The organism is Pseudomonas sp. RIT357 (assembly GCF_000632245.1).
Taxonomy (GTDB): Bacteria; Pseudomonadota; Gammaproteobacteria; order Pseudomonadales; family Pseudomonadaceae; genus Aquipseudomonas; species Aquipseudomonas sivasensis.
Genome location: NZ_JFYX01000034.1, coordinates 168,380 through 193,574 on the forward strand (window position 1 = coordinate 168,380; position 25,195 = coordinate 193,574).

23 protein-coding genes are annotated in these 25,195 nt (G+C 59.8%); 11 read left to right on the top strand and 12 right to left on the bottom strand.

Going from position 1 to position 25,195, the window contains the following annotated elements:
- Positions 1–48: 48 nt before the first annotated feature.
- Positions 49–282, top strand: a complete 234-nt coding sequence (locus BW43_RS09050) for a hypothetical protein (protein WP_032889274.1) — start codon at positions 49–51, stop codon at positions 280–282.
- Between the two features lie 258 nt (positions 283–540).
- Here BW43_RS09050 and sulA read toward each other — a convergent pair whose 3' ends face one another.
- Both sulA and lexA read right to left on the bottom strand, forming a co-directional pair.
- The gene (gene sulA, locus BW43_RS09045; RefSeq protein WP_032888798.1) at positions 541–1,014 is read right to left on the bottom strand and encodes an SOS-induced cell division inhibitor SulA; all 474 of its coding nucleotides are present in this window, start codon (positions 1,012–1,014) and stop codon (positions 541–543) included.
- A 10-nt stretch (positions 1,015–1,024) separates the two neighbouring features.
- On the bottom strand, positions 1,025–1,633 hold the full coding sequence (gene lexA / locus BW43_RS09040) for a transcriptional repressor LexA (RefSeq protein ID WP_003172575.1): 609 nt from the start codon (positions 1,631–1,633) through the stop codon (positions 1,025–1,027).
- 263 nt (positions 1,634–1,896) lie between these two features.
- On the opposite strand from lexA, the gene BW43_RS09035 reads away from it, so the two are divergent.
- Both BW43_RS09035 and nagZ read left to right on the top strand, forming a co-directional pair.
- Complete coding sequence (locus BW43_RS09035; RefSeq protein ID WP_032888800.1) at positions 1,897–2,604, top strand: TetR/AcrR family transcriptional regulator; 708 nt, start codon at positions 1,897–1,899, stop codon at positions 2,602–2,604.
- A 144-nt stretch (positions 2,605–2,748) separates the two neighbouring features.
- Complete coding sequence (nagZ, locus tag BW43_RS09030; RefSeq protein ID WP_032888802.1) at positions 2,749–3,759, top strand: beta-N-acetylhexosaminidase; 1,011 nt, start codon at positions 2,749–2,751, stop codon at positions 3,757–3,759.
- An 87-nt stretch (positions 3,760–3,846) separates the two neighbouring features.
- Here nagZ and BW43_RS09025 read toward each other — a convergent pair whose 3' ends face one another.
- From BW43_RS09025 to mfd, 3 genes are read right to left on the bottom strand one after another with little or no spacing between them, the layout of a single operon-like run.
- A complete protein-coding gene (locus BW43_RS09025) occupies positions 3,847–6,534 on the bottom strand; it encodes a DEAD/DEAH box helicase (protein WP_032888805.1) in 2,688 nt (895 codons plus the stop codon).
- A gap of 9 nt (positions 6,535–6,543) precedes the next feature.
- Positions 6,544–7,110, bottom strand: a complete 567-nt coding sequence (locus tag BW43_RS09020) for a CsiV family protein (RefSeq protein WP_032888806.1) — start codon at positions 7,108–7,110, stop codon at positions 6,544–6,546.
- A gap of 11 nt (positions 7,111–7,121) precedes the next feature.
- Entirely contained in the window at positions 7,122–10,571 is a 3,450-nt protein-coding gene (mfd, locus tag BW43_RS09015) for a transcription-repair coupling factor (protein ID WP_032888809.1), read from the bottom strand.
- Between the two features lie 340 nt (positions 10,572–10,911).
- On the opposite strand from mfd, the gene BW43_RS09010 reads away from it, so the two are divergent.
- Positions 10,912–12,375, top strand: a complete 1,464-nt coding sequence (locus BW43_RS09010; RefSeq protein WP_032888810.1) for a glyceraldehyde-3-phosphate dehydrogenase — start codon at positions 10,912–10,914, stop codon at positions 12,373–12,375.
- A gap of 194 nt (positions 12,376–12,569) precedes the next feature.
- Here the strand turns inward: BW43_RS09010 and BW43_RS09005 are convergent, their stop codons facing one another.
- The gene (locus BW43_RS09005) at positions 12,570–13,103 is read right to left on the bottom strand and encodes a chalcone isomerase family protein (protein WP_032888812.1); all 534 of its coding nucleotides are present in this window, start codon (positions 13,101–13,103) and stop codon (positions 12,570–12,572) included.
- A gap of 261 nt (positions 13,104–13,364) precedes the next feature.
- Between BW43_RS09005 and sthA the strand changes: the two genes are divergently transcribed.
- The gene (gene sthA / locus BW43_RS09000; protein WP_032888814.1) at positions 13,365–14,759 is read left to right on the top strand and encodes a Si-specific NAD(P)(+) transhydrogenase; all 1,395 of its coding nucleotides are present in this window, start codon (positions 13,365–13,367) and stop codon (positions 14,757–14,759) included.
- 42 nt (positions 14,760–14,801) lie between these two features.
- Here sthA and BW43_RS08995 read toward each other — a convergent pair whose 3' ends face one another.
- On the bottom strand, positions 14,802–15,524 hold the full coding sequence (locus BW43_RS08995; protein ID WP_032888815.1) for a glycerophosphodiester phosphodiesterase: 723 nt from the start codon (positions 15,522–15,524) through the stop codon (positions 14,802–14,804).
- Between the two features lie 44 nt (positions 15,525–15,568).
- Entirely contained in the window at positions 15,569–16,147 is a 579-nt protein-coding gene (locus BW43_RS08990; protein WP_032888817.1) for a PilZ domain-containing protein, read from the bottom strand.
- 94 nt (positions 16,148–16,241) lie between these two features.
- Between BW43_RS08990 and BW43_RS08985 the strand changes: the two genes are divergently transcribed.
- Genes BW43_RS08985 through BW43_RS08975 form a run of 3 tightly spaced genes read left to right on the top strand, consistent with a single transcriptional unit; the run spans position 16,242 to position 19,486 of the window.
- Positions 16,242–17,492, top strand: a complete 1,251-nt coding sequence (locus BW43_RS08985; RefSeq protein WP_032888819.1) for a lipoprotein-releasing ABC transporter permease subunit — start codon at positions 16,242–16,244, stop codon at positions 17,490–17,492.
- 7 nt (positions 17,493–17,499) lie between these two features.
- On the top strand, positions 17,500–18,183 hold the full coding sequence (lolD, locus tag BW43_RS08980; RefSeq protein ID WP_024074097.1) for a lipoprotein-releasing ABC transporter ATP-binding protein LolD: 684 nt from the start codon (positions 17,500–17,502) through the stop codon (positions 18,181–18,183).
- 58 nt (positions 18,184–18,241) lie between these two features.
- On the top strand, positions 18,242–19,486 hold the full coding sequence (locus BW43_RS08975) for a lipoprotein-releasing ABC transporter permease subunit (RefSeq protein ID WP_032888822.1): 1,245 nt from the start codon (positions 18,242–18,244) through the stop codon (positions 19,484–19,486).
- A 104-nt stretch (positions 19,487–19,590) separates the two neighbouring features.
- On the opposite strand, the gene BW43_RS08970 is transcribed toward BW43_RS08975, so the two are convergent.
- Positions 19,591–20,946, bottom strand: coding sequence for a heavy metal sensor histidine kinase (locus BW43_RS08970; protein WP_032889276.1), 1,356 nt, complete (start codon positions 20,944–20,946; stop codon positions 19,591–19,593).
- Entirely contained in the window at positions 20,943–21,623 is a 681-nt protein-coding gene (locus BW43_RS08965; protein ID WP_032888823.1) for a heavy metal response regulator transcription factor, read from the bottom strand. The genes BW43_RS08970 and BW43_RS08965 overlap by 4 nt, the downstream gene beginning before the upstream one ends.
- Before the next feature lie 157 nt (positions 21,624–21,780).
- Here BW43_RS08965 and BW43_RS08960 point away from each other — a divergent pair, with 157 nt between their 5' ends.
- Positions 21,781–22,293: a plastocyanin/azurin family copper-binding protein gene (locus BW43_RS08960; protein WP_032888825.1), complete on the top strand. Its 513-nt coding sequence runs from the start codon at positions 21,781–21,783 to the stop codon at positions 22,291–22,293.
- Between the two features lie 66 nt (positions 22,294–22,359).
- Positions 22,360–23,190: an NADPH-dependent 7-cyano-7-deazaguanine reductase QueF gene (gene queF / locus BW43_RS08955; RefSeq protein ID WP_032888827.1), complete on the top strand. Its 831-nt coding sequence runs from the start codon at positions 22,360–22,362 to the stop codon at positions 23,188–23,190.
- Positions 23,191–23,315: 125 nt separating this feature from the next.
- On the opposite strand, the gene BW43_RS08950 is transcribed toward queF, so the two are convergent.
- Positions 23,316–23,582, bottom strand: a complete 267-nt coding sequence (locus BW43_RS08950; RefSeq protein ID WP_032888829.1) for a DUF4404 family protein — start codon at positions 23,580–23,582, stop codon at positions 23,316–23,318.
- Positions 23,583–23,692: 110 nt separating this feature from the next.
- On the bottom strand, positions 23,693–24,301 hold the full coding sequence (locus BW43_RS08945) for a hypothetical protein (protein ID WP_032888830.1): 609 nt from the start codon (positions 24,299–24,301) through the stop codon (positions 23,693–23,695).
- A 195-nt stretch (positions 24,302–24,496) separates the two neighbouring features.
- On the opposite strand from BW43_RS08945, the gene BW43_RS08940 reads away from it, so the two are divergent.
- Complete coding sequence (locus BW43_RS08940) at positions 24,497–25,186, top strand: VacJ family lipoprotein (RefSeq protein WP_032888832.1); 690 nt, start codon at positions 24,497–24,499, stop codon at positions 25,184–25,186.
- Positions 25,187–25,195: the final 9 nt, after the last annotated feature.

Consider the following 25,195-nt stretch of genomic DNA (forward strand, 5'->3'; position numbering starts at 1 on the left):
GGGTGGATGACTGATATAATCCCGGCCTTTCGTGGAGAACAGACTTTTATGCCGACGTCCTTTCTGGAAATTGTTGAGTTGCCTGACGGCCGAATCGAGCTGCGTCGGGCTGAGGACGAGGGTTCTCTGGTTATTCTGGACTTTTCAGAGGACGCAAAAGCGTTCCTGCAAGGCCAGCACGTGGAAGTGGCAAAAGCCATGTTGAGCGTAGGTGTGCAGATGGCTGGTCGCCTGGCGGAAGGCGAGCCGGAGAAAGAGGATGGGTCGCGGGTTCTTCACTGAGTCTGTGCCGCGCGCTGCTTATTGCGAGCGGATTTTTTGATGAGTGTACTTGTTGTGGTGAGCGGGCCTGCCCCGCGCTGGGTTGCGAAGCAGCCCTAAAATCAGGCGCCGTGGATTATCTGATATACCGCATCAATCTATTCACGGCCGCTTCGCAGCCCGGCGCGGGGCAAGCTCGCTCGCCACAGAAGCTCGCTAAGCATAATGAGCATGCTCACTAAGATCAGCCCTCTTCGCGCCCTCATCAAACCCAGCTTTTTATCCCAATCTAATATTCAAACTCTGTGCATCACCCGTGCGTGCGGCACTGATCAATTGCTGCTTGGCCGTCGCATTCAGCGGATTCAACCAGCTCACCACCGTATGGCTACGACCCAGGCGCAACGCTTCGCATGTCAACTGCTGGGCACTTTGCGCGCCGCGCGGTTGCAGTAACAGGATGCGCTCACGATTGAGGCCGGCGTCCCGCAGCCAGGCCTGTGTAAGGCTGGCGGGCGGGGCAATCAGGGTCAACCAGCGTGCATCCTGATCTTCGCTCAGATCACGCAGGATAGGTGCCAATAGGCTCAGGCAGCTCCCGGCCGCACCGCGCAACGACAGTTCACTGAACGCCTCGGGTTCAGCGCTCCAGGGCGCCTCTACCGTTTGCTTGAGGATGGGCGCAAGGGGTTGAGCCATAAAGGCCTCGAACAGCGACAGTTGTGTGTGTTGTGGGGTGTGTACGAGCTGCATGATGCCTCCTTTAGCGGCGAATGACGCCGACGCTCAAGCCTTCGATCACCAGGTCCTGATCTTTCAGGTTTACTTCAATCGGAGCGAACTCAGGGTTCTCGGCCAGGAGCCAGACCTTGCTGCCTTCGCGCTTGAAGCGTTTTACGGTGACTTCATCGCCGATGCGGGCGACGACGATCTGGCCATTACGGGCTTCGCGGGTGGTGTGGACGGCTAGCAGGTCGCCGTCAAAGATGCCCACGTCTTTCATGCTCATGCCGTGCACCCGCAACAGGTAGTCGGCACGCGGATGGAAAAAAGTCGGGTTGATGTTGCAGGACTCCTCGACGTGCTGTTGTGCCAGGATCGGCGCACCAGCGGCAACGCGGCCAATGATCGGCAGTGTTGATTCGTCGGCCTTGGCTTCGAAGCCAGGGATGCGAATACCGCGCGAGGCACCGGGGGTCATCTCGATCGCACCTTTGCGGGCGAGTGCCTTGAGGTGTTCTTCGGCGGCGTTGGGGGACTTGAACCCGAGTTCCAGCGCAATCTCAGCTCGTGTCGGCGGGTAGCCGTTGTCATCGAGGCAGCGCTTGATAAAAGCCAGAATCTCAGCTTGGCGTGGCGTCAGTTTTAGCATGTTGATCGCTCTGTCTTTTTATACAGTGACTGGGATTATATACAGTGAACTGCGCTTGGCAATCATCCTTTTCTGTGACTCCGCTGGACGGTCATTCGCCATCCTTCCTACAACGCAGGTATGGCACTGCCTACAGACCTGAAGGGATGTGATTAAATAGCGATGAAATAGATGACTGACCGGCCGGAAAGCGAACCCGCAGGCTTGACAAGACACACCCTGAAACGTATGTTTCAAACAAGTGTTTGTCAGGCGGAGTAGTCATGGCCCAGTCGGAAACCGTTGAACGCATTCTCGATGCTGCCGAGCAATTGTTCGCGGAAAAAGGATTTGCTGAAACTTCATTGCGGCTGATCACTAGCAAGGCAGGGGTCAACCTCGCCGCTGTGAACTACCATTTCGGCTCGAAAAAAGCCCTGATCCAGGCGGTGTTCTCTCGCTTCCTGGGGCCGTTTTGCGCAAGTCTCGATCGTGAGCTAGAGCGTCGCCAGGCCAAGGCCGACAACAAGCCCAGCCTGGAAGAGCTGCTGGAGATCCTCGTCGAGCAAGCCCTGGTGGTTCAACCGCGCAGTGGCAACGACCTATCGATTTTCATGCGCCTGTTGGGCCTGGCTTTCAGCCAAAGCCAGGGCCACTTGCGGCGTTACCTGGAAGACATGTACGGCAAGGTGTTCCGCCGCTATATGTTGCTGGTCAACGAAGCGGCGCCGCGTATCCCGCCTATCGAACTGTTCTGGCGCGTGCATTTCATGCTGGGTGCGGCGGCGTTCAGCATGTCGGGCATCAAGGCACTGCGTGCGATTGCCGAGACCGATTTCGGCGTCAACACCTCCATCGAACAGGTCATGCGCCTGATGGTGCCGTTCCTCGCCGCCGGTATGCGCGCCGAAACCGGTGTGACCGATCCGGGCATGGCCGCTGCTCAGTTGCGTCCACGCAGCAAAACTGCGCCGGTTCCTGCCAAGGTTTGACTGCGCCGGGTGTGCGCGGCTGCTTGCATCCGCTAAGCTAGCCGCCATGCCGAATTCAGCTATTTACTCGCAACCCGTTGTGCTTGCCGCGCGTATCGCGCGAAGCAAGTGCACCGGGTTGTGTGCGTTATTTAAGGAAGGTTTATGACTGCTGCCCTGCAAGGTTCTTTGATGGTCGACGTTGCCGGTACCTGGCTGACGGCCGAGGATCGCCACCTGTTGCGTCAGCCTGAAGTGGGTGGCCTGATTATTTTTGCGCGCAATATCGAGCATCCGCGCCAAGTGCGTGAACTGAGCGCGGCGATTCGCGCAGTGCGCCCGGATTTGCTGCTGGCCGTCGATCAGGAAGGCGGTCGTGTACAGCGTTTGCGCCAAGGCTTCGTGCGCCTGCCGGCTATGCGTGCGCTGGCGGACAACCCCAACGCTGAATACCTGGCCGAGCAGTGCGGTTGGATAATGGCCACCGAAGTGTTGGCTGTCGGCCTGGATTTAAGCTTCGCCCCGGTGCTGGACTTGGACTACCAACGCAGCGCGGTGGTCGGCACCCGTTCCTTTGAGGGCGACCCCGAGCGTGCAGCGGTGCTCGCAGGTGCCTTTATTCGTGGCATGAACAGCGCTGGCATGGCTGCGACCGGCAAACACTTCCCGGGACATGGTTGGGCAGAGGCTGATTCCCACGTCGCCATTCCCAATGACGAACGTAGCCTGGAACAGATTCGTGCCAATGATCTGGTGCCTTTCGCACGTCTGAGCAAGCAATTGGCGGCGGTGATGCCGGCTCACGTCATCTACCCGCAAGTCGACGCCCAGCCTGCTGGTTTCTCGCGCCGTTGGTTGCAGGACATCCTGCGCGGCGAGCTGCAATTTGACGGGGTAATTTTCAGTGATGACCTGTCCATGGCCGGTGCCCATGTGGTCGGCGATGCGGCCAGTCGTATCGAAGCGGCATTGACGGCCGGCTGTGACATGGGGCTGGTGTGCAATGACCGTGCTGCTGCGGAGCTTGCCCTCACTGCGGCGCAGCGGATGAAAGTCACTCCATCGCCCCGAATTGCGCGCATGCGTGGTAAGGCGATTGCTTCGACCGATTACAAGCAGGATCCGCGTTGGTTGGCGGCGCTCACTGCGTTGCGAAAGGCTCAGTTGATCGGCTGAACATCGCGGCGAGGCCATCGCAGGCAAGTCAGCTCTCACAGGGTGTTCATTCCGGGTGTGTGGCTTGCCTACCAAACAATCTAACGGTCAGCGCTTCTCTTGCTTATCAGGCAGCGGCGCAAACAACGCTTCAATTTCCTCATTGCCCAACTGCCAATCCCCGGTGGTTCGTCCATCCAGCACACCCGCCGCCAGGTCGGATTTTTCCTTCTGCAGGTGCTGGATTTTCTCTTCCACCGTCCCTCGGGCAATCAGCTTATAGACAAATACCGGCTTCTCCTGCCCGATGCGATACGCACGGTCAGTGGCCTGGTTTTCCGTCGCCGGGTTCCACCACGGATCGTAGTGGATCACGGTATCGGCTTCCGTCAGGTTAAGCCCCACGCCACCGGCCTTCAGGCTTATCAGAAAAATCTGCAACTTGCCGCTCTGGAAATCCTTCACCGGCGTGCGCCGATCCCGGGTCTGGCCGGTGAGCAGCGCGTAGGCAATGCCGCGTTTTTTCAGTTCGACTTCGATCAGGCTCAGCATCGAGGTGAACTGGGAAAACAACAGGATCCGGCGCCCTTCGGCAAACAACTCGTCGAGCATTTCCACCAGGCTGTCGAGCTTGCCCGAGCTGCTGCCGCGGGCAGGCAGAGTGGCGTCGTTGACCAAGCGTAGATCGCAGCAGACCTGTCGCAGCTTGAGCAGCGCTTCAAGGATGATGATCTGGCTGCGCGCCACGCCCTTGCGGGTGATCTCGTCGCGGACCTTTTTATCCATGGCCAGGCGCATGGTTTCGTAAACGTCGCGCTGGGCCTCGTTGAGGTCGACCCAGTGGATGATTTCGGTCTTGGGTGGCAACTCCGTCGCCACTTGTTCCTTGGTTCGGCGCAGCAGGAAGGGTTTTATCCGGCCGTTGAGGTGCTGCAATCGCACCTCACTGGCGCGCTTTTCGATGGGCACACGGTAATCACGGTTGAAGCTTTTTACGTCGCCCAACCAGCCTGGCAGCAGGAAGTGGAACAGTGACCACAGTTCGCCCAGATGATTTTCCAAGGGCGTGCCGCTCAGGCACAGGCGCTGCCGAGCATTCAGCTCGCGCGCCGCTTGGGCCGCCTTGCTGGAGGGATTCTTGATGTACTGGGCTTCGTCGAGGATCAATACGTGCAAGGGCAGGGCGGCGAGGTGGTCGATATCCTTGGGCAGCAGGGCGTAGGTAGTGAGCAGGAGGTCGTAGTCCTGCAGGTTGGCGAAGTGTTTCTTGCGACCCGCGCCGTACAGCGCCAATACCTTGAGTTGCGGTGTGAAGTGCGCGGCTTCGTCGAGCCAGTTAGGGATGAGGCTGGTGGGCATCACCACCATGCAGGGCCGGTCCAGGCGTCCGGCAATCTTTTCGCTGAGCAGATGCGCCAGGGTCTGCAGGGTTTTACCCAGGCCCATGTCATCCGCAAGGATCCCGCCGACGTCCAATTGCCGCAGCGACTGCATCCAGCTCAGGCCTTCCAACTGATACGGGCGCAACGTCGCGTTCAAACCCTCGGGCGCCGCACAGGTGAAGTCCTTGATATCCCTCAGGCGTTGGGCAAAGTTGCGGATCTTCTCGCCGCCTTCCCATTGCAGTGGCAGGTCTTCCAGCGGGTTCAACCGAATTGCATCGGCCTTGGCCAAACGCAGCGTGGTGCCAGGGTCCTGTAGGTAAAACTCGCCAAGCGTTGCCAGAACCGGTTTCAGGCGGCCGTAAGGTAATGCCACTTGTAGTGGGCCGTGGCCGTTGGGCAGGCCGGGGATATTCACCAGGATCAGTTCGTCATCGCGGCGCCGAGCGAGTTTCTCCGGGTTGAGGATCTCGGTGTGGGAGCGCATCAAATTCAGCAGGATCGGCAATAGGCTCAGCCGCTCTCCGTTGACGATGATGCCCAGTTCCAGGTCAAACCAATCGCGCTCAGGCCCGTCATCGACAGTGGCGTACCAGTCGTCCACCGGGCTCAGGTCGAAACCGAAATCCTCATCGATCTGCAATTCCCAGCCTTCGGCGCGCAGGGTGGGTGAGACGTTAAGGGTGAAGTTCAGCCAGGCGCTGTCATTGACCATTTCGAAGAGCTCGCCAGCGCTTTCCGGCAGTGCCTTGCTCTGGCGGGTGGCGATCTTGAAACCCAGCAGGCGCAGTCGTTCACGAAAGGGTTGTTCCAGCTCCGGATGGCGCTTGATGCGCAGGCTCTGGGTTTCCTGGCGCACGATGATGTCGGCGTTCTTTTGCCCGCTGACATAGTTGCCCAAGTAATTGAACGAGAGCGCGGCACGGTGCTGGATATAGCGCTGCATCTTGCCGTTGCGCGGTTCGAACGCACTGAACTCGACACTCGCCAGCCACAGGCGCGGGACCGGCAGCACGTCCTCCATCACCACCTGCGGCAACACCACACGGTTATCCAGTACGGCCTGGAGTTTTTCCAGCAATTCGGCGTCCTGTGCGGCTGCCGGATACGCCAGTGTTTCCTGGACCTTGAGCAAAACGGCAGCGATGTGTTTGCAATTGGTGTGCACCGGGCAGGTGCAGCGGCTGTCTACCAGAATCAGCGAGCCCTTGGCCGATTCGCGCAGCGAGATGGTTTGTCGGTAAACGTTGCCGCCCGAGCCTTCGCAACTGGCGATGATGGTGCTGTCACCGGATTCGACGATGCGCACCCGATTCTCCAGCGCGTAACGTCGCCCGCGCTCCAGGCTCTGCTCTTTGAAGCGATTGGCCCACGAAGGGGCCAGGGGTTTGGTCAGCGACGATGTCAGGGGCATGGCGCTGGATCAGTCCTGAATGTCGGGCGGTGGTGCGCTGGGTGGCTTGGCGGTCAGCGAAGTGATCTTGATCAGCAGTGCCAGATGGCCGCCGTCCAGATAGTTGAGTTGGTTGTTCTTGGTGCGCACGTCGGTCTGGTTCAGGTGCTCGCTGGCAATCACGCTGCCCTTGCTGTCGAACTGGTTGATCCAGAATTGCGCATCGATATCGGTAAAGCGCCCCAGTTGCAGGTTCAGCGTGCCCTCGATAGGGAACTGGCCGAACTGCTCCTCGCCGTCGGTGATCGCGATTTTGACCGGCTGTTCACCGAGGTTCTGTTCCCACGCCTTGTGCGCCAACACGGTGTAACTGTTATCGGCCCTGAGCTTGTCGACGATATTGTTCAGGCGCGGCGGGCTCATCTTGTCGCCCAGGCGCACAGCCCCGGCATCCCAGTTTTCCGGCGCGGCGCGGCTGTTGATCACCGGCTCCGCGTTTTGGCGCACCAGGATCATTTCTACCTGGTAAGGGCTGTCGGCAAATGCCGAAGGCGCCAGTACCACCAACAACAAGCTCAAAATGCGGAACAGGCGCATTGGGGCGTCCTTCAAACAGATTTCGGGATGAGGCGCTCAAACAGCGCCTCCAGGGTATTAAAGCGTTCTTCGGCACGTTCCATTGGCACCATGAATTTGAACAGCGTAGCCCCTTCGAACTTATAGCGGTTGGGTTGGCCCTGGATCAGCTTGATCAGCACCAACGGGTCAACCGGCGTTTGCGCTTCGAACTCGATGCGTCCGCCCTGTGGCCCTGCGTCGACTTTCTTAATACCCAGCTGCTCGGCCTGCAATTTAAGCAGGGTCAGGCGCACCAGGTTCTTGGTCGGTTCCGGCAGCAGGCCGAAGCGGTCGATCATTTCAACCTGCAAATCCTTGAGGCCTTCTTCGTCGGTGGCCGAGGCGATGCGTTTGTACAGGATCAACCGTGCGTGCACATCCGGCAGGTAATCTTCGGGAATCAAGGCCGGCAAGCGCAGGTTGATTTCCGGGCCGCCGCCCAGGGGTTGATCGAGGTTCGGCTGCTCGCCCTTGCGGATAGCTTTCACCGCGCGTTCAAGCATCTCCATATACAAGGTGAAGCCGACGGCCTGGATCTGCCCGCTCTGGCCGTCGCCCAGCAGTTCGCCGGCGCCACGGATTTCCAGGTCGTTGGTGGCCAGCACAAATCCGGCGCCCAGGTCCTGGGTGTTAGCAATGGCTTCCAGGCGCTTCTCGGCGTCGGAAGTGATCTGTTGGCGCGGCGGAGTCAGCAGGTAGGCGTAAGCCTGGTGGTGACTACGGCCGACGCGGCCACGCAGTTGGTGCAACTGCGCCAGGCCGAACTTATCAGCGCGCTCGATGATGATGGTGTTGGCGCTCGGTACGTCGATGCCAGTCTCGATGATGGTCGAGGCGATCAGTACGTTGAAGCGCTTGTGGTAGAAGTCGCTCATCACCTGTTCGAGTTCACGCTCGCGCATCTGACCGTGGCCGATGGCGATGCGTGCTTCCGGTACCAGTTCGGCGAGGTCGGCGGCGCATTTCTCGATGGTTTTTACGTCGTTGTGCAGGTAGTACACCTGGCCACCACGGAGCAGTTCACGCAGCAGTGCTTCTTTGACCGTGCTTTTGTTCTGCTCCATCACGAAGGTGCGCACCGACAGCCGGCGTGCCGGCGGTGTGGCGATGATCGACAGATCGCGCATGCCCGACACCGCCATGTTCAGGGTGCGTGGGATCGGCGTCGCAGTGAGCGTAAGAATGTCGACTTCGCTGCGCAGGGCCTTGAGCTGTTCCTTTTGACGCACGCCGAAGCGGTGTTCTTCGTCGATGATCACCAAACCCAGGTTCTTGATCTTCACATCGTCCGACAGCAGCTTGTGCGTGCCGATCACGATGTCGATCTTGCCTTCGGCCAGGTCGGCGATCGCGGCGTTCACTTCCTTGGCGGACTTGAAGCGGCTCATCACCTCGACGGTCACCGGCCAGTCGGCAAAGCGGTCGCGGAAGCTGTTGTAGTGCTGCTGGGCGAGCAGGGTGGTCGGGACCAGGATCGCAACTTGTCGGCCGCCGTGGACGGCAATGAAGGCTGCGCGCATCGCCACTTCGGTCTTGCCGAAACCCACGTCGCCGCACACCAGGCGGTCCATCGGCTTTGGCGCGAGCATATCGGCGCGCACGGCTTCGATGGTGGTTTGCTGGTCCGGCGTTTCTTCGAAGGCAAAGCCGGCGCTGAAGGTGGCGTAGTCGGCTTTCGGGTCGGCAAAGGCATAGCCTTCGCGGGCGGCGCGACGGGCGTAAATGTCGAGCAGTTCAGCGGCGACATCGCGCACCTGTTCGGCGGCCTTGCGCTTGGCTTTCTGCCACGTCTCGGACCCCAGGCGGTGCAACGGCGCCAGTGCGTCGTCGCTGCCGGTGTAGCGGGCGATCAGGTGCAGGCTGGCAACCGGCACATAGAGCTTCGCGCCCTCGGCGTACTCCATGGTGAGGAATTCGGCGGCCTGGTTATCGATCTCCAGCGTCTGCAGACCGAGGTAGCGACCCACGCCGTGGTCGATATGCACCACCGGCGCGCCTTCGCGCAACTCGGTGAGGTTCTTGATCACGGCGTCGTTGTTGGCGTCGGCGCGTTTTTCGCGACGGCGCCGCTGCATCACGCGCTGGCCGAACAGGGGGCTCTCGGCGATCAGTGCCAGGGCCGGATCATCCAGAAGCAGGCCTTCGTCGAGCGGTGCGATGGTGATCGCCAGGCGTTCTTTGCTTTTTACAAAGTCTGGCCAACTGTCGACGGTTTTTGGCCGCAGCTTCAGACGTTCCAACAATTCCAGCAGCACTTCGCGACGGCCGGCGGATTCGGCGGTAAAAAGCACGCGGCCGGGGAAGTCGCCGAGGAAGTTGGACAAAGCCTCCAGGGGCTGCGTGGCTTTGGCTTGAATCGCCAAATCCGGCAGCGTTCCGGCTGGGAAGCGTTCGCGGCCGCTGCCGGCGTCCACGTCCTGCTGGCTGGCGACAACGCGCGGCCAGTTTTTCAGGCGCGCGAAACAGTCTTCCACCGGCAGGAACAGCTCGGCGGGTGGCAATAAAGGACGGGACGGGTCGACGCGGCGCTCTTCGTAGCGGTTGCGCACGTCGTTCCAGAAGTTTTCCGCGGCTTGCTCGATACCCGGCAGCGAGAACACCTGGGTGTCCTGGGGCAGGTAATCGAACAGGGTGGAGGTCTCGTCGAAAAACAGCGGCAGGTAGTACTCGATACCGGCGGGGGTAATCCCACTGCTCAAGTCCTGGAAGATCGGGCAGCGACGGAAGTCGACATCGAAGCGTTCGCGGAAGCGCGCCTTGAAGCGGGTCACCGCGTCTTTTTGCAGCGGGAATTCCCGCGCGGGTAGCAGCTTGACCGAGTCGACCTTGTCGATAGAGCGCTGGTTCTCCGGATCGAAGGTGCGCAGGGTTTCGATTTCGTCATCGAACAGGTCGATGCGGTACGGCAACTTGCTGCCCATCGGGAACAGGTCAATCAGGGCGCCGCGCACCGCGAATTCACCGTGCTCATACACCGTATCGACGCAGCGGTAGCCGCTGGCTTCCAGGCGCGTGCGCATTTGTTCCACATCGAGTTTCTGGCCGATATCCAGCACCAGGCTGCTGCCCAGCAGGAACTTGGTCGGTGCCAGACGGTGCAGGGCCGTTGTGATCGGCACCACGAGCACACCGTGGGCCAGTTCCGGCAAGCGGTACAGGCTGGCGATGCGCTGGGAAATGATGTCCTGGTGCGGCGAGAACAGGTCGTAGGGCAGGGTTTCCCAGTCGGGAAAATGCAGCACCGGCAAATCGGGGGCGAAGAAGCTCAGCTCCTGCTCCAACCGTTCGGCGCTTTGGCTGTCGGCGGTGAGCAGCAGGGTAAAGCGCTTGGCTGCGCTGGCAGCCTCGGCAATGGCCAGGCTCAGGGCGGCACCGGGCAGGTTGCCCCAGTGCTGTTTACCTGCCGCGGCAGGGAGTAGCGGTAGACGCAGAACGGGCACGGAAGGTTGAGCTCCAAGCGTTGCGACAAAGTCGGTAATTGTAACGGCCCGAGGTGCCGCCTGTCAGTTGCTGACTGAGCCTATTACGGTTTGTAGGAAATGTAGTGGCTAAGACAAACAATGGCGTGTTTTGACTCAATATGTAGTGCCAAAAAGCGTGAATGTTTAGGAGGGTTACGGACAAGTCGGCCGACTCGTTGAACTAGTGGCCTTCTGGAACCCGCGTATTTACTGGGCTGCAGCGGGGCGGTATTTTTTAGCAAGGACTTTTTGTTGCCTGGCGCGCATTGCGACGAGGGCGGTCGGGCGGCATAATGTAGCCCCTTTTTTCAGCCCCTACATGTGGAAGGTTCCCGTGACTCAGAAGCCCGACCAGTGTCTTGGTGAATGGATCGACCGTGAAGCACTCGCAGAAGCGATGATCCCGCTTATCGGTCAGCTGTACCGCAATAACAATGTGGTGAGCTCGATCTATGGCCGCAGCCTGATCAACCAGTCCGTCATCGCGATTCTCAAGGCGCACCGTTTTGCGCGCCATCGCTCTGCCGACGACAGCGAACTCTCCGTCCACGAAACATTCCCACTGCTCAAGGCCATGAGCGAGCTCAAGCTCGGTGCGGCCTCGGTAGATCTGGGCAAGTTGGCGTACAAATTCCGCAAAGAAGGCGCGGGCCGCACTGCCGAGCAGTTCGTGCGTGAAGAAATGGCCGATGTGGTTGGCCAGCAAAACGCCGCTGCCCGTAAAGGCACTGATGTGGTTCTGTACGGCTTCGGTCGTATCGGCCGCCTGCTGGCACGCATCCTGATCGAAAAAACCGGTGGCGGCGACGGCCTGCGCCTGCGTGCCATTGTCGTGCGCAAAGGCGCCGACAACGACCTGACCAAACGCGCCAGCCTGCTGCGTCGCGATTCGGTACACGGTCCGTTCAACGGCACCATCGTCATCGATGAAGAAAACAACACCATCACCGCCAACGGTAACCTGATCCAGGTGATCTACGCGAAGAACCCGTCTGAGGTGGATTACACCCAGTACGGCATCAAGGACGCTCTGCTGGTGGATAACACCGGCGTATGGCGTGATGCCGAAGGCCTGGGCCAGCACCTGGCCTGCCCGGGTGTCGACCGTGTTGTTCTGACCGCACCTGGCAAAGGCAAGCTGAAGAACATCGTGCACGGCATCAACCACGGTGAAATCACTGCTGACGACAAGATCGTGTCCGCCGCTTCCTGCACCACCAATGCCATCGTGCCGGTGCTGAAAGCCGTGAACGACAAGTTCGGCATCGTTAACGGCCACGTTGAAACCGTTCACTCGTACACCAACGACCAGAACCTGATCGACAACTTCCACAAAGGCGATCGCCGTGGTCGTAGCGCCGCGCTGAACATGGTTATCACCGAGACTGGTGCTGCCACCGCTGCTGCCAAAGCTTTGCCTGAGCTGGCCGGCAAGCTGACCGGTAACGCGATCCGTGTGCCGACGCCTAACGTGTCGATGGCGATTCTCAACCTGAACCTTGAGAAAGCCGCCACCCGTGAAGAGATGAACGAGTACCTGCGCTACATGGCGCTGCACTCCGATCTGCACAAGCAAATCGACTACGTCAATTCCCAGGAAGTGGTGTCCACCGACTTCGTTGGCTCGCGCCACGCCGGTGTGGTGGACGCGGAAGCGACCATTACCCAGGACAACCGTGTTGTGCTGTACGTGTGGTACGACAACGAGTTCGGCTACAGCTGCCAGGTGGTTCGCGTGATGGAAGACATGGCTGGGGTTAACCCGCCTGCGTTTCCGCGCTAAGCCTCTGCGTTGAATGAAAAAGCCCCGACTGGTTCGGGGCTTTTTTATGGCTGCAGGTTTTGTGTTGTCGATCAGGGCCTCATCGGGAGCAAGCTACCTCCCACATTTGAATGTACTCACAAATCGACATGTGGGAGGGGACTTGCCCCCGATAGCGGTCGTTCAGTGGATGCATACCCCACGGCAGGCCATTTTCATTTCAACAATTTGCCGCGCAACTCATCAGACAGCCCTTTGGGCGCCAGCCAGATACCCAGGTAGGCCCTGGCCAGTGCCTCATTACGGCTGCTGAACACCACTTGGCCATTGATCTCAAGGTTCAAGCCGCGCCCTGGATGAAAGTCCAAGGCATATCGATCACCTTTGCGTATGTTGCGAAAGCTGGCATGCAGTTGATCCAGCTCGGGCTTCAAGCGTGCGCTGGCTTGCTGGCGCTCCAGCGTAGCGGTGGCGGCCTTGATTACGTCGGAGCGGTCGATGTCGCGATAGTAATAAAGCACCAGGCGCAGCGCCTTTTGCTGGTCCCAGGCCTGTCTGGCGCTCAGCGTCGCAGGGGCATATAGCGCCGCCGCGTACACGTCCGCCCAGAGGTACGTGAGCACCGCCTGGTTTTTCAGGACCAGTTCCTGGGACTGTGCCGGGAAATCGGCCTGCTTCAATCGATCCGCCTCATTAGCATGCGCCGTGATCGACAGCATCATCATCAAACAGATAACTATATGTCGCATAATGCCCCGTCCTGAAAAACGTGCGTGCCTACAGGGTAATTCAATTTCTGGCCGTGTCAGGATTTAGCGGTAATCTGCGCCGTGTAGTAAAGGCAATACTGGCCTACGACGCGACCAAGGGTTAATGTGCGCGGCGTTGAGCCTTATATAGACTGTGCCCCGGTTCACACACTTGAGCCAAATTGTCCTTCATGACCGCTGGCCGCGGCATGATTTAGCCAGGCGTCCAACCGTACGCCTGGCCTGTTCTGAGGAGTACGCATGGCTGTCTACAACTACGACGTGGTGGTACTGGGTTCCGGCCCGGCTGGAGAAGGTGCGGCGATGAACGCCGCGAAGGCAGGGCGCAAGGTGGCGATGGTTGATAGCCGTCGCCAGGTCGGCGGTAACTGCACCCACCTGGGTACCATCCCGTCCAAGGCCTTGCGTCACTCGGTCCGCCAGATCATGCAGTTCAACACCAACCCGATGTTCCGGGCCATTGGTGAGCCGCGCTGGTTCTCGTTCCCGGACGTGCTCAAGAGCGCCGAGAAAGTTATCTCCAAACAAGTGGCTTCGCGTACCGGCTACTACGCCCGTAACCGTGTCGACCTGTTCTTCGGCACCGGCAGCTTCGCCGACGAGCAAACCGTCGAAGTGGTGTGCGCCAACGGCGTGGTCGAGAAGCTGGTGGCCAAACACATCATCATCGCCACCGGTTCGCGCCCGTATCGCCCGGCCGATATCGATTTCCACCATCCGCGTATCTACGATAGCGACACCATCCTGAGCCTGGGCCACACCCCACGCAAATTGATCATCTACGGCGCCGGCGTGATCGGCTGTGAATACGCCTCGATCTTCAGCGGCCTGGGTGTATTGGTGGAACTGGTGGACAACCGCGACCAATTGCTGAGCTTCCTCGACTCGGAAATTTCCCAGGCGTTGAGCTACCACTTCAGCAACAACAACATCACCGTGCGCCACAACGAAGAGTACGAGCGGGTCGAAGGCCTGGACAACGGTGTGATCCTGCATCTCAAGTCCGGCAAGAAGATCAAGGCCGACGCCTTGTTGTGGTGCAACGGCCGTACCGGCAACACCGACAAGCTGGGCATGGAAAACATCGGGGTCAAGGTCAACAACCGTGGCCAGATCGAGGTGGACGAGAACTACCGCACCTGTGTAACCAACATCTACGGCGCTGGTGACGTAATCGGCTGGCCAAGCCTGGCCAGTGCGGCGCATGACCAGGGCCGTTCGGCTGCTGGCAGCATCGTCGACAACGGCAGCTGGCGCTACGTGAACGACGTGCCGACCGGGATCTACACGATTCCCGAGATCAGCTCGATTGGCAAGAACGAGCACGAACTGACCAAGGCCAAGGTGCCTTATGAAGTCGGCAAGGCGTTCTTCAAGAGCATGGCGCGTGCGCAGATCGCTGGTGAGCCCCAAGGCATGCTGAAGATCCTGTTCCACCGCGAGACCCTTGAGGTGCTCGGTGTGCATTGCTTCGGCTACCAGGCGTCGGAGATCGTGCACATCGGCCAGGCCATCATGAACCAGCCGGGCGAGCAAAATACCCTCAAGTACTTTGTGAACACCACGTTCAACTACCCGACCATGGCTGAAGCCTATCGGGTAGCGGCCTACGACGGCCTCAACCGGCTTTTTTGAGCGGCTCCGGCCGGTGGCCTGAGCCGGCCGGGGAGACCGATTTCAGTAATTCCCGAGGGTGGCAGTGGCCAAACCGGGAAAGTCTGTAATCAGGCTATCTACGCCGAAGTCGGCGAGCCTGCGCATCAGCGCAGGTTCGTTGACCGTCCATACGGACACGTGCAAACCCTGGCGCTGGGCTTTTTCCAGACGCTCCGGGGTGCACAACGTCCAGTTCAATGCCAGATACTCACAGCCGTAGTTTTGCGCGACCTTCAGTGGGTCGAGCCAGGCGTATTCGGCGACCAGTCCGCGTGACAGGTCCGGGGTGAGTTCAACCGCCGCTTTCAATACTTCCCGCGAGCTTGAAGTCACGGTGACTTTGTCCATCAGGCCGAAACGTACCGCCATCTCACGGATTGCCAGCACGGTGGTCGCGGCGCGGGTGCGCGAAGCGCTTTTGACTTCCAGTTGCCAGTGATCGAAGTCGCACTGCTCGAACAGCTCTTCCAGACGCGGGATCGGGCACGGTTTGATCCAGCCTGGGCCGCCTTTGCGTGCGTCCATCTTCACAAGGTCCGCCGCCGAATACTCGACGACCTTGCCGCGCCGGTCAGCGGTGCGCTTGAGGGTCGGGTCGTGGATGACCATCAACTCGCCGTCCATGGACAGGTGCAGATCCAGTTCGCAGCGGCGTACACCGTGCTTGAGGCACTCCTGGAAGCTGGTCAGGGTGTTTTCCGGTGCTTCGCCTTTGGCACCGCGGTGGCCGTAAATCAGGGTCACAGTTGCTCCTTTGCGCCAGGCTGGCTGGCGTAGTGAATACGAATTCAGATGTCGTCGCTTTGTTCCCGCGCCAGGCGGCGTTCCTGGGCCTGTTTTTGCAGGATGTAGCGCGCCAGCAGTTGGCGTTGGGTATCGGTCATGGACTCAAATTCCGTACCCACGTCAAAGCCATCGCCCTTGGGATCGCAATGGGTGACCCGCGCCCGCAACAGCAGGCCGAGCGCCTGGGGCATCAGCACCAGCTTGACGGCCAAGTGAGCGCCGGTGACCAGTGAGGTAGGGTGTTGGAAGTCGATACCGCCTTCGGAGATGATCACCGGCTGCGGTGCGCCCACCTCATCGAGCAGGCCGCGTGCCATGATCTGGCTGAGCAGGTCTACGCGCTTGTTCTGCACGCGCAGGAAGGCGGCGAGGGTGCGGTCCTTCTCGCTCAGTTGGCGCAGCAGGTGCTGGGCTTCGAATTCGCTGAGGTGCAATTCGCTGAGCAGGTTGAACAGCGGTGAATCATCCAGCAACACTTCCTTGCTCGCCGCTTCGGGGGCCGACAGGTTTTTGATTTGGAGTGCGATCATGTCGTCGATACGGTAGTATTCGCGGCGCTCTTCTTCATCTAATGTCGACATGGCGAACCCCAGGTAACGGTAATGGTCAGAGTGTAAAGCTGCTTACCAGACCCCGCCACCGGGACGTCTTCTTTTCCTCCGAACAAGCCCCGACATGTTCAGACCTCTCTTCGTATTTATTGGCACGCGTTATACCCGTGCAAAGCGCCGCAATCATTTTGTGTCGTTCATTTCCTTGACCTCGATGATCGGGCTCGCCTTGGGCGTAGTCGTGATGATTGTGGTGCTGTCGGTGATGAACGGCTTCGATCATGAGATGCGCACCCGCGTGCTGGGCATGGTGCCCCACGCGACCATCGAGTCGGGCGAGCCGATCAACGATTGGCAAAACCTGGCCGCCAAGGTCAAGCAGAACCCCAAGGTCGTGGCCGTTGCGCCGTTTACCCAGATGCAGGGGCTGCTGACCCATGATGGCAAGGTGCAGAAGATCTTGCTCAATGGCATCGACCCAGCCCAGGAACGCAACGTGTCGATCATCGACAAGTTCATGTTGCAGGGCAAACTCGACGATCTGGCGCCTGGTGATTTCGGCATCGTGATTGGCGACAAGGCCGCAGCCAAGCTCGGCGTGGGCCTCGGCGACAAGCTGACCTTCGTCGCGCCGGAAGTCACCGTGACCCCGGCGGGCATGTTTCCGCGCATGAAACGCTTTACCGTGGTCGGCACCTTCCATGTGGGCGCCGGCGAAATCGACGGCTACCTCGGGCTGACCAATCTCACCGATCTGGCCCGCCTCCAGCGCTGGCAGCCGGATCAGGTGCAGGGCCTGCGCCTGAAGTTCAGCGATTTGTTCGACGCCCCGCGCGGTGCCTGGGATATCGCCCAGCACTTGGGTGAAACCGAGTATTACGCCCGTGACTGGACCCGTACCCACGGCAACCTGTACCAGGCCATCCGCATGGAAAAAGCCATGATCGGCCTGCTGCTGCTGCTGATCGTCGCTGTGGCCGCGTTCAACATCATTTCCACGCTGGTGATGGTGGTGAATGACAAGAAAGGCGACATCGCCATCCTGCGTACTCTGGGCGCCACGCCGGGGCAGATCATGGCGATCTTCATGGTGCAGGGCACCGTGATCGGCGTGGTGGGTACCTTGATCGGCACCGCCGTGGGCATCCTGGCCGCGCTTAACGTCAGCGCAGCCATCGCCTTGCTTGAGAAAGTAATCGGCCACAAGTTTCTCAATGCAGACGTCTACTTCATCGACTACTTGCCGTCCCAGGTTCAGGCCCAGGACGTGTTGATGGTGGGCGGGGCTGCGTTGGTCCTGAGTTTCCTTGCCACCCTGTATCCAGCCTGGCGCGCGGCACGTACCCAGCCAGCACAGGCCTTACGTTATGAGTGAATCGGGCATGAGTGAAAAAGCAATCCTGAGCTGCCGCAACCTGGGCAAATCCTACGAGGAAGGCCCTGAGTCAGTGGTGGTGCTGTCCAACCTGCAACTTGAGCTGCATCCAGGCGAACGCGTGGCGATCGTCGGCAGTTCCGGTTCCGGCAAAAGTACCTTGCTGAACCTGTTGGGCGGCCTCGACACGCCGTCCCAGGGCAGCGTCTGGCTGGCTGGCGAAGAATTGTCAGCCTTGAATGAAAAGGCCCGTGGCCAGTTGCGCAACCGTTCGTTGGGTTTTGTGTACCAGTTTCACCACTTGTTGCCGGAATTCACCGCACTGGAAAACGTCTGCATGCCGCTGCTGATCGGCAAGACCGCAATCCCGGAAGCACGCCAGCGTGCCAAGGCCTTGCTGGAGCGTGTCGGCTTGGGCCATCGCCTTGAGCACAAGCCGGCCGAACTGTCCGGCGGCGAGCGCCAGCGTGTGGCAATCGCCCGCGCCCTGGTGAACAACCCAGGCCTGGTGATGCTCGACGAGCCCACCGGCAACCTCGACTCCCACACCGCCCAGGGCATCAAGGATTTGATGCTGGAACTGAGCACCCAGATGCGCACTGCATTCCTGGTGGTGACCCATGACATGAGCATGGCCCGCCAGATGGACCGCGTGCTGCACCTGCAGGAAGGTCATCTGGTCGCCATCTGACCTGTTTCAAGCCCGGTGCCTGACGCCGGGTTTTCTATTTTTCCAACGGTGCCCGCGAATGTTCAGACCGTTATCGATTTTCATCGGCACGCGCTATACCCGCGCCAAGCGCCGCAACCGTTTTGTTTCGTTTATCTCGATGACATCGATGATCGGCCTCGCCCTGGGCGTATTGGCGATGATCGTGGTGCTGTCGGTGATGAACGGCTTCCAGCGCGAAATGAGCTCGCGCATCCTCGGCATGGTGCCTCACGCCACCATCGTCGGCGTGAAGCCGATTGATGATTGGCAGCCGGTGGCCGCGGCGGCGATGAAGAATCCGCAAGTGACCGCTGCAGTACCGTTCACGCAGATGGACGGCATGTTCTCCTACAAGGGCGCGATGCAGCCGATCGAGATCAGCGGCGTCGACCCGGCCCAGGAAGGCAAGGTGTCGATCGTGGCCCAGCACATCGTTCAGGGCAAACTGGACGACCTGAAACCCGGCGAGTTCGGCGTGGTGGTCGGTGAGATCACCGCCCGGCGTTTCCGCTTGAACGTGGGCGACAAGCTCACCCTGATCGTGCCGGAAATCAGCACTGCACCGGGCGGCATCACCCCGCGTATGCAGCGGTTGAACGTGGTGGGGATTTTCAAGGTCGGCGCCGAGCTGGATGGTTCCATGGCCTTGATACACATGGCCGACGCGGCGGAAATCCAGCATTGGCAGCCGAACCAGGTGCAGAGTGTGCGCTTGGCGGTTAAAGATTTGTACGCAGCGCCCAAGGTGTCCACGGACATTGCCACCAGCCTCGGCGCGGCCTACAAGGCAGATGACTGGACCCACACCCAGGGCAGCCTGTTCAGCGCGATGAAAATGGAAAAGACCATGATCGGCCTGCTGCTGCTGATGATCGTCGCCGTGGCCGCGTTCAACATCATCGCCACCTTGATCATGGTGGTGAATGACAAAGGCGCGGACATCGCGATCCTGCGCACCATCGGCGCCACGCCACGGCAGATCATGGCGATCTTCATGGTGCAGGGCACGGTGATCGGCATTGTCGGCACCTTGATCGGCGGCGTGCTGGGGGTTATTGCAGCGCTCAACGTGAGCGAGTTGGTGGGCTGGGTCGAGCGGGTGAGCGGGCAGCATATCTTTAGTTCGGATGTGTACTTCGTCAGCAACCTGCCTTCGGAGCTGCAAGGTGGTGATGTGGTGCTGATCTGCACCGCCGGGTTTGTGTTGAGCTTTTTGGCGACGCTATATCCGGCGTATCGGGCGGCGAAGATTGAGCCGGCGCATGCGCTGAGATACTCGTAATTATTGAGACCGCTATCGGGGGCAAGCGCCCTCCCACATTTGAGGTATTCATAGATCAAAGTGTGGGAGGGGGCTTGCCCCCGATAGGGTCGGTGCAGCTTGCATCAATCTACAGCTGGCAGCTCAATCACAAACCGCGTCCATCCAGCCCCGGACTCACAAAAAATCCTCCCCCCATGGGCGCGCACGATCGACTGGGTAATCGCCAGCCCCAGCCCCGCATGTTCGCTGCTGCCTTCATGGCGCGCCGGGTCGGCCCGATAGAACCGATCAAACAGCCTCGGTAGCAACGTCCCGGGGATGCCTTCACCGGTGTTCTCCACCGCTAGCGTCACGCCCATTGCGCCTTCGGTTATTCTTACCCGCACTTCGCCGCCTGCCGGGGTGAACCTGAGGGCGTTATCCAGCAAGTTCGACAAAGCCCGGCGCAACATGCCGCGATCCCCGGCTGTATGAGCGCTGCCTTCTCGTACCAGCGATACGTGCGCGTCCTCGGCCAGCAACGCAAAGAACTCCAGCAACGCCTCCACTTCATCGGCCAGGGCCAATGGCTCACGCTTGGGCATCAGCAAACCGTGGTCCGCCTTGGCCAGGTACAGCATGTCGTTGACCAGTTGGGCCATCCATTGCAGCTCTTCCAAATTACTGTGCAGCGCCTCGCGGTAATCCTCCAGCGGGCGTGGCTGGGTGAGGATGACTTGGGTCTGGGTCAGCAGGTTCGACAGCGGCGTGCGCAGTTCATGGGCAATGTCGGCGGAGAAGGCCGACAGGCGTTGGAACGCGTCGTCCAATCGTCCCAGCATGGCGTTGAAGGCCTGGGCCAGTTCAGCCAGTTCCGCCGGCATGTGTTGCTGAGGCAGGCGCTGGGTCAAGGAGTGGGCCGATACGCTGGCAGCCACTTCGCCCATGCGCCGCAATGGGCGCAAGCCGCTGCGTGCGGCCCAGGCACCCAGCAGCGCGGTGGCGAGGGCAGAGAGGCCAACGGTGAGCCAGATCAAACGCTGCATGCGTTGCAGGAAGTGCTGGTGGTGGGTGATGTCGAGTATCAGGCTCAGTTGCGGTGAGTCAGCTTGGCCAGCGTTCAGTGGCGCATTGTAGACGCGGTAATCGGTGCCGGCATTTTGTAGGCTATGCAGGCCGGGCGCGGTGGGCAGGGCGACGTTCGACGCATCGTCCAGCCAGCGCTGGCCGGCTGAAGTGATGCGCAGTGCAAGGTCGGGCTGTCGATTGAGTTCGACGCGCAGTTGCGCCTCGCGTTGGTTGAACGCTTGAGGTGAGTCGACGCCCTGCAAGGTGCTGCGCAACGCCACAAGTTTGCTGTCGAGTTGCTGCTGGTCCAACTCGACAAAGTGCGCCTCACTGGCTTGGTTGAACAGCACGCCTGCAATCAGCGACACCACTGCCGTACAAGCCGCAAACAATAGTGCCAGGCGGCTGGCGAGGGACAGGCGCTTGATCAATTGCACCGCTCCTCCAGCACATAGCCCATGCCGCGAACGGTGTGGATCAGCTTATTAGGGAAGTTGTCATCGACTTTGAGGCGTAGGCGGCGGATCGCTACTTCGATGATGTTGGTGTCGCTGTCGAAATTCATGTCCCACACCTGGGAGGCGATCAGCGTTTTGGGCAGCACTTCGCCCTGGCGGCGCAGCAGCAGTTCCAGTAGAGAAAACTCCTTGGCGGTCAGGTCGATACGTTGGCCGTCGCGCTCGACGCGGCGGCGGATCAGGTCCAAACGCAGGTCGGCCACTTGCAGGGCGGTTTCCTGGGGCGTACTGCTGCCACGGCGCAACAGGCTGCGCACCCGCGCCAGCAATTCGGAGAAGGCGAAGGGTTTGATCAGGTAATCGTCGGCGCCCAATTCCAGGCCATGCACGCGGTCCTCTACGGCATCCCGGGCGGTCAGAAATAGCACCGGGATCTCCAGACCGGCACTGCGCACCGCTTGCAGGATTTGCCAACCGTCGCGACCGGGCAGCATTACATCCAGGATCAGCAGGTCATAATCGCCGGTCAGCGCCAGGTGCTGGCCGCTGGTGCCGTCGGCCACCAGTTCGGTGGTAAAGCCAGCCTCGGCCAGGCCTTGACGCAGATAGTGGCCGGTTTTCGGTTGGTCTTCGACGATCAGCAATTTCATGGGGTAGCTCTTGGCAACGGGTGGCGAGGGGGCTTTATACCGTGGGGACCAGGTGCGGGGCGCAACCTGACAAAGTTGTAATCTAGCAGTCAGTTGGCTGGCAGCGGCGTAATCTTAGAGTGCGGCTCAAGCCGGTTATACATTTTGGAGAAGAGAGATGACGTTGCGTACACCCCAGTTGTTGGCGGGTTGCCTGTTGGCGTTGAGTTTCAATGCAATGGCTGATGCATCCCACAGCTATGCATTTGGTCAACCAGCAGCGGCTGACAAGGCCACGCGCACCGTAGAAGTGACGCTGCAGGATATTGCCTTTGCGCCCAAGTCCCTGGACGTAAAAGCCGGTGAGACGGTGCGCTTCGTGCTGGTCAACAAGGGCCAGTTGCTGCATGAATTCAACCTCGGTGACGCGGCGATGCACGCGGCGCATCAGAAGGAAATGTTGCAGATGCAGGCCAGCGGCATGCTCACGTCCACCGGCATGGGCAAGATGGACCACAGCGCCATGGGCCATGGTGCAATGAAGCACGATGACCCGAACAGTGTGCTGGTCGAGCCCGGTAAAACTGCTGAGCTGACGTGGACATTCACCCAGGCCACCGGTCTGGAGTTCGCCTGTAACCTGCCCGGGCATTACCAGGCAGGCATGGTCGGCAAGCTGACCGTTGAGTAAGGCGTTTCTTAAGGGCGGGGGCAAAGGCTGGTAGACTGGCGCGGTTTATTTAGCCAGGTTTCCGCCATGCATCCCGCAGCCGAACATTCGCCGCTGGGCAAGTCCAGTGAATACATCTCCACGTACACGCCTTCGTTGCTGTTCCCGATTCCTCGCGCCGCCAAGTGGGCCGAGCTGGGCCTGAGTGCCGAGACCCTGCCTTACAAGGGCGTGGATTTCTGGAACTGCTTCGAACTGTCCTGGCTGTTGCCGTCGGGCAAGCCGGTGGTGGCCATTGGTGAGTTCAGTATCCCGGCCGACTCGCCGAATATCATCGAGTCCAAGTCATTCAAGCTGTACCTCAACTCGCTGAACCAGACCGCCTTTGCCGATACGCAAAGCCTTGAGTCGACACTGCGCGATGACCTGAGTGCCGCCGCCGGTAAACCAGTGACCGTACGCATCCGCAGGCTTGCAGAGATCGAGGCCGAGGGTGTGATGGCATTGCCGGGCGTATGCATTGACGATCTGGATATCAACGTCAGCAGCTACGAACATCCGCGTCCTGAGTTGTTGCGTTGTGACGACTCGCGGATTGTCGAGGAGAGCGTGCACAGCCACCTGCTCAAGTCCAATTGCCCGGTTACCAGTCAGCCGGACTGGGGCAGCGTGGTGGTGGAGTACCGTGGTCACGCGTTGGATCACGCCAGCCTGTTGGAGTACATCGTGAGCTTTCGCCAGCACTCGGACTTCCATGAGCAGTGTGTGGAGCGCATCTTCCTCGACCTGCAGCGCCTGCTGAAGCCGGAGAAATTGACGGTGTATGCACGGTATGTGCGGCGCGGCGGGCTGGATATCAACCCTTATCGCAGTACCGAGGATGTGGCGTTCCAGAACGTGCGCCTGGCCCGCCAGTAAAACAAATGTGGGAGGGGGCTTGCTCCCGATAGCAGAGGTTCAGGCACAGGTTCGGTGACTGACGCTCCGCAATCGGGGGCAAGCCCCCTCCCACATTCTGGTTCTGTGTCTGGCTTGGGTTCGGGTTAAATGCCGATGTTGCCCAGGGTGATCACGATATTGCGCAGTGTCCCGGCAATGCCCGGGTGATCCAGTTCAAAACCTTCCACTGCACGGTTCACATCATCGGCGATGCTCGGTGTCTGGGTGGCCGGTTCCAATTCAAGTTGCACTTCGAATTTGGCAATCAACCCTTCCAGCGCTTCACGTTTTTCTTCCGATAGCGGTGGCTCCTGCTCCAATTGCCCGCGCAGGATATTGACCTGTTCTTCCAGTTTTTTGCGATCAGGCATGACGTTCTTCCTTTTATCGATAGGCACTGGCATAGACCACGGCACGCTGAGAAAGGTCTACGGGATGAACTGTAGATTAATCCACCGGCGCCGACTGTGCATGATCTCGATCAGGGCTTCTCGCCTTTGAGCTGGCGCCGGCTGATGTCTGCCAGGCAGGTGCCGAGTTCGCCTAAGTGATCGATCACAGAATGCACTCCCAGCCCATACAGCGTCACGGTGGCCTTGCCGCGCTTGTGTTCGCGTTCCTTGTCGCTCAGTGCCTGCCATTGCTCGGGCGCTAAGCCACACAGCGAACCGCAAGAGGCCAGGCCGATGGTCCACAGCCCGGCGTTAAGTCCCGATTGCAACAAGCGCGGCTCGCCGCTGACCAGGACGCAGCCTTCAAGGCGTTCGATATTCAATTCCATCAGCGCTTGCCAGCACGCGTGGGGGGCGGGCCAGCGGATGGAGGAGGGCGAGGCTGCTTTGAGCCAGGTGGGCAAGGTGGCGGCCAAAGGAGTGGTCACCGCAGGCGGCAGCTCATCCAGCCAAGCGCAGGGCACGCCCAGCTCTTTGAGGTTGCGCAGGATTTTCAGGGCGCCCGGCGTGGCTTGTGAATCCGGGGAAGGAGAGTCGGTGCGCGCCTGTGAGCCAAAATCCACTAGGCAGCCACTCAGGCCAAACAGCACGGCGGTCAAGGCGGGTGCGCTGGTGATTGCAATCTCGGCTTGAGGCATGTCGACATCCCTGAAATAGCTGTGACGCTATCGAGGCAGGATGACAGTCCGATGACAGTTGGCTCAATTGTAGGAATTTTGTCCATTTGCGGTATGAGTTTTCCCGGCGGCTGCCTAATTGGGCACTTCCGTCATATACTGGCTACCTTATTCAGGGCATAGCGCCCATGACAGACCATTCAAGGAGCAAAAGCTATGCGCTGGAGCCACTACTTCGCTCAGCTGTCGGTGTGTGCCACCGTTCTGCTGGCCCCGTTCGCTGTGCAAGCTGCGTCGGAAGATGATCCATGGGAAAGCGTCAACCGCCCGATCTTTACCTTCAACGACACTGTTGATACCTATGCCCTCAAGCCATTGGCCCAAGGCTATCAATGGATCACTCCGCAATTTGTTGAAGACGGTATCCACAACTTCTTCCGCAACATCGGCGACGTCGGCAACCTGGCCAACAATGTGTTGCAGCTCAAACCTCACAATGCAGGTGTCGATACTGCCCGTTTGCTGGTTAACACCACGTTCGGTGTGCTGGGCTTCATCGACGTAGGCACCAAAATGGGGCTGCAACGCAGCGATGAAGACTTCGGCCAGACACTCGGCTACTGGGGCGTTGGCAGCGGTCCGTACGTGATGATCCCTCTGCTGGGTCCAAGCACCCTGCGTGATGCGCCGTCCAAGTACGTCGACAGCTACACCCAGCCTTATCGCTATATGGATGATGTGTCCCTGCGTAACAGCGTCATGGGCCTTGGCATCGTCGACGCCCGTGCCAGCTTGCTCGACAGTGAGAAGCTGATCACCGGCGACAAATACACCTTCATTCGTAACGCCTACCTGCAGAACCGTGAGTTCAAGGTCAAAGATGGCAAGGTCGTCGACGACTTTTAAGAGGTGATC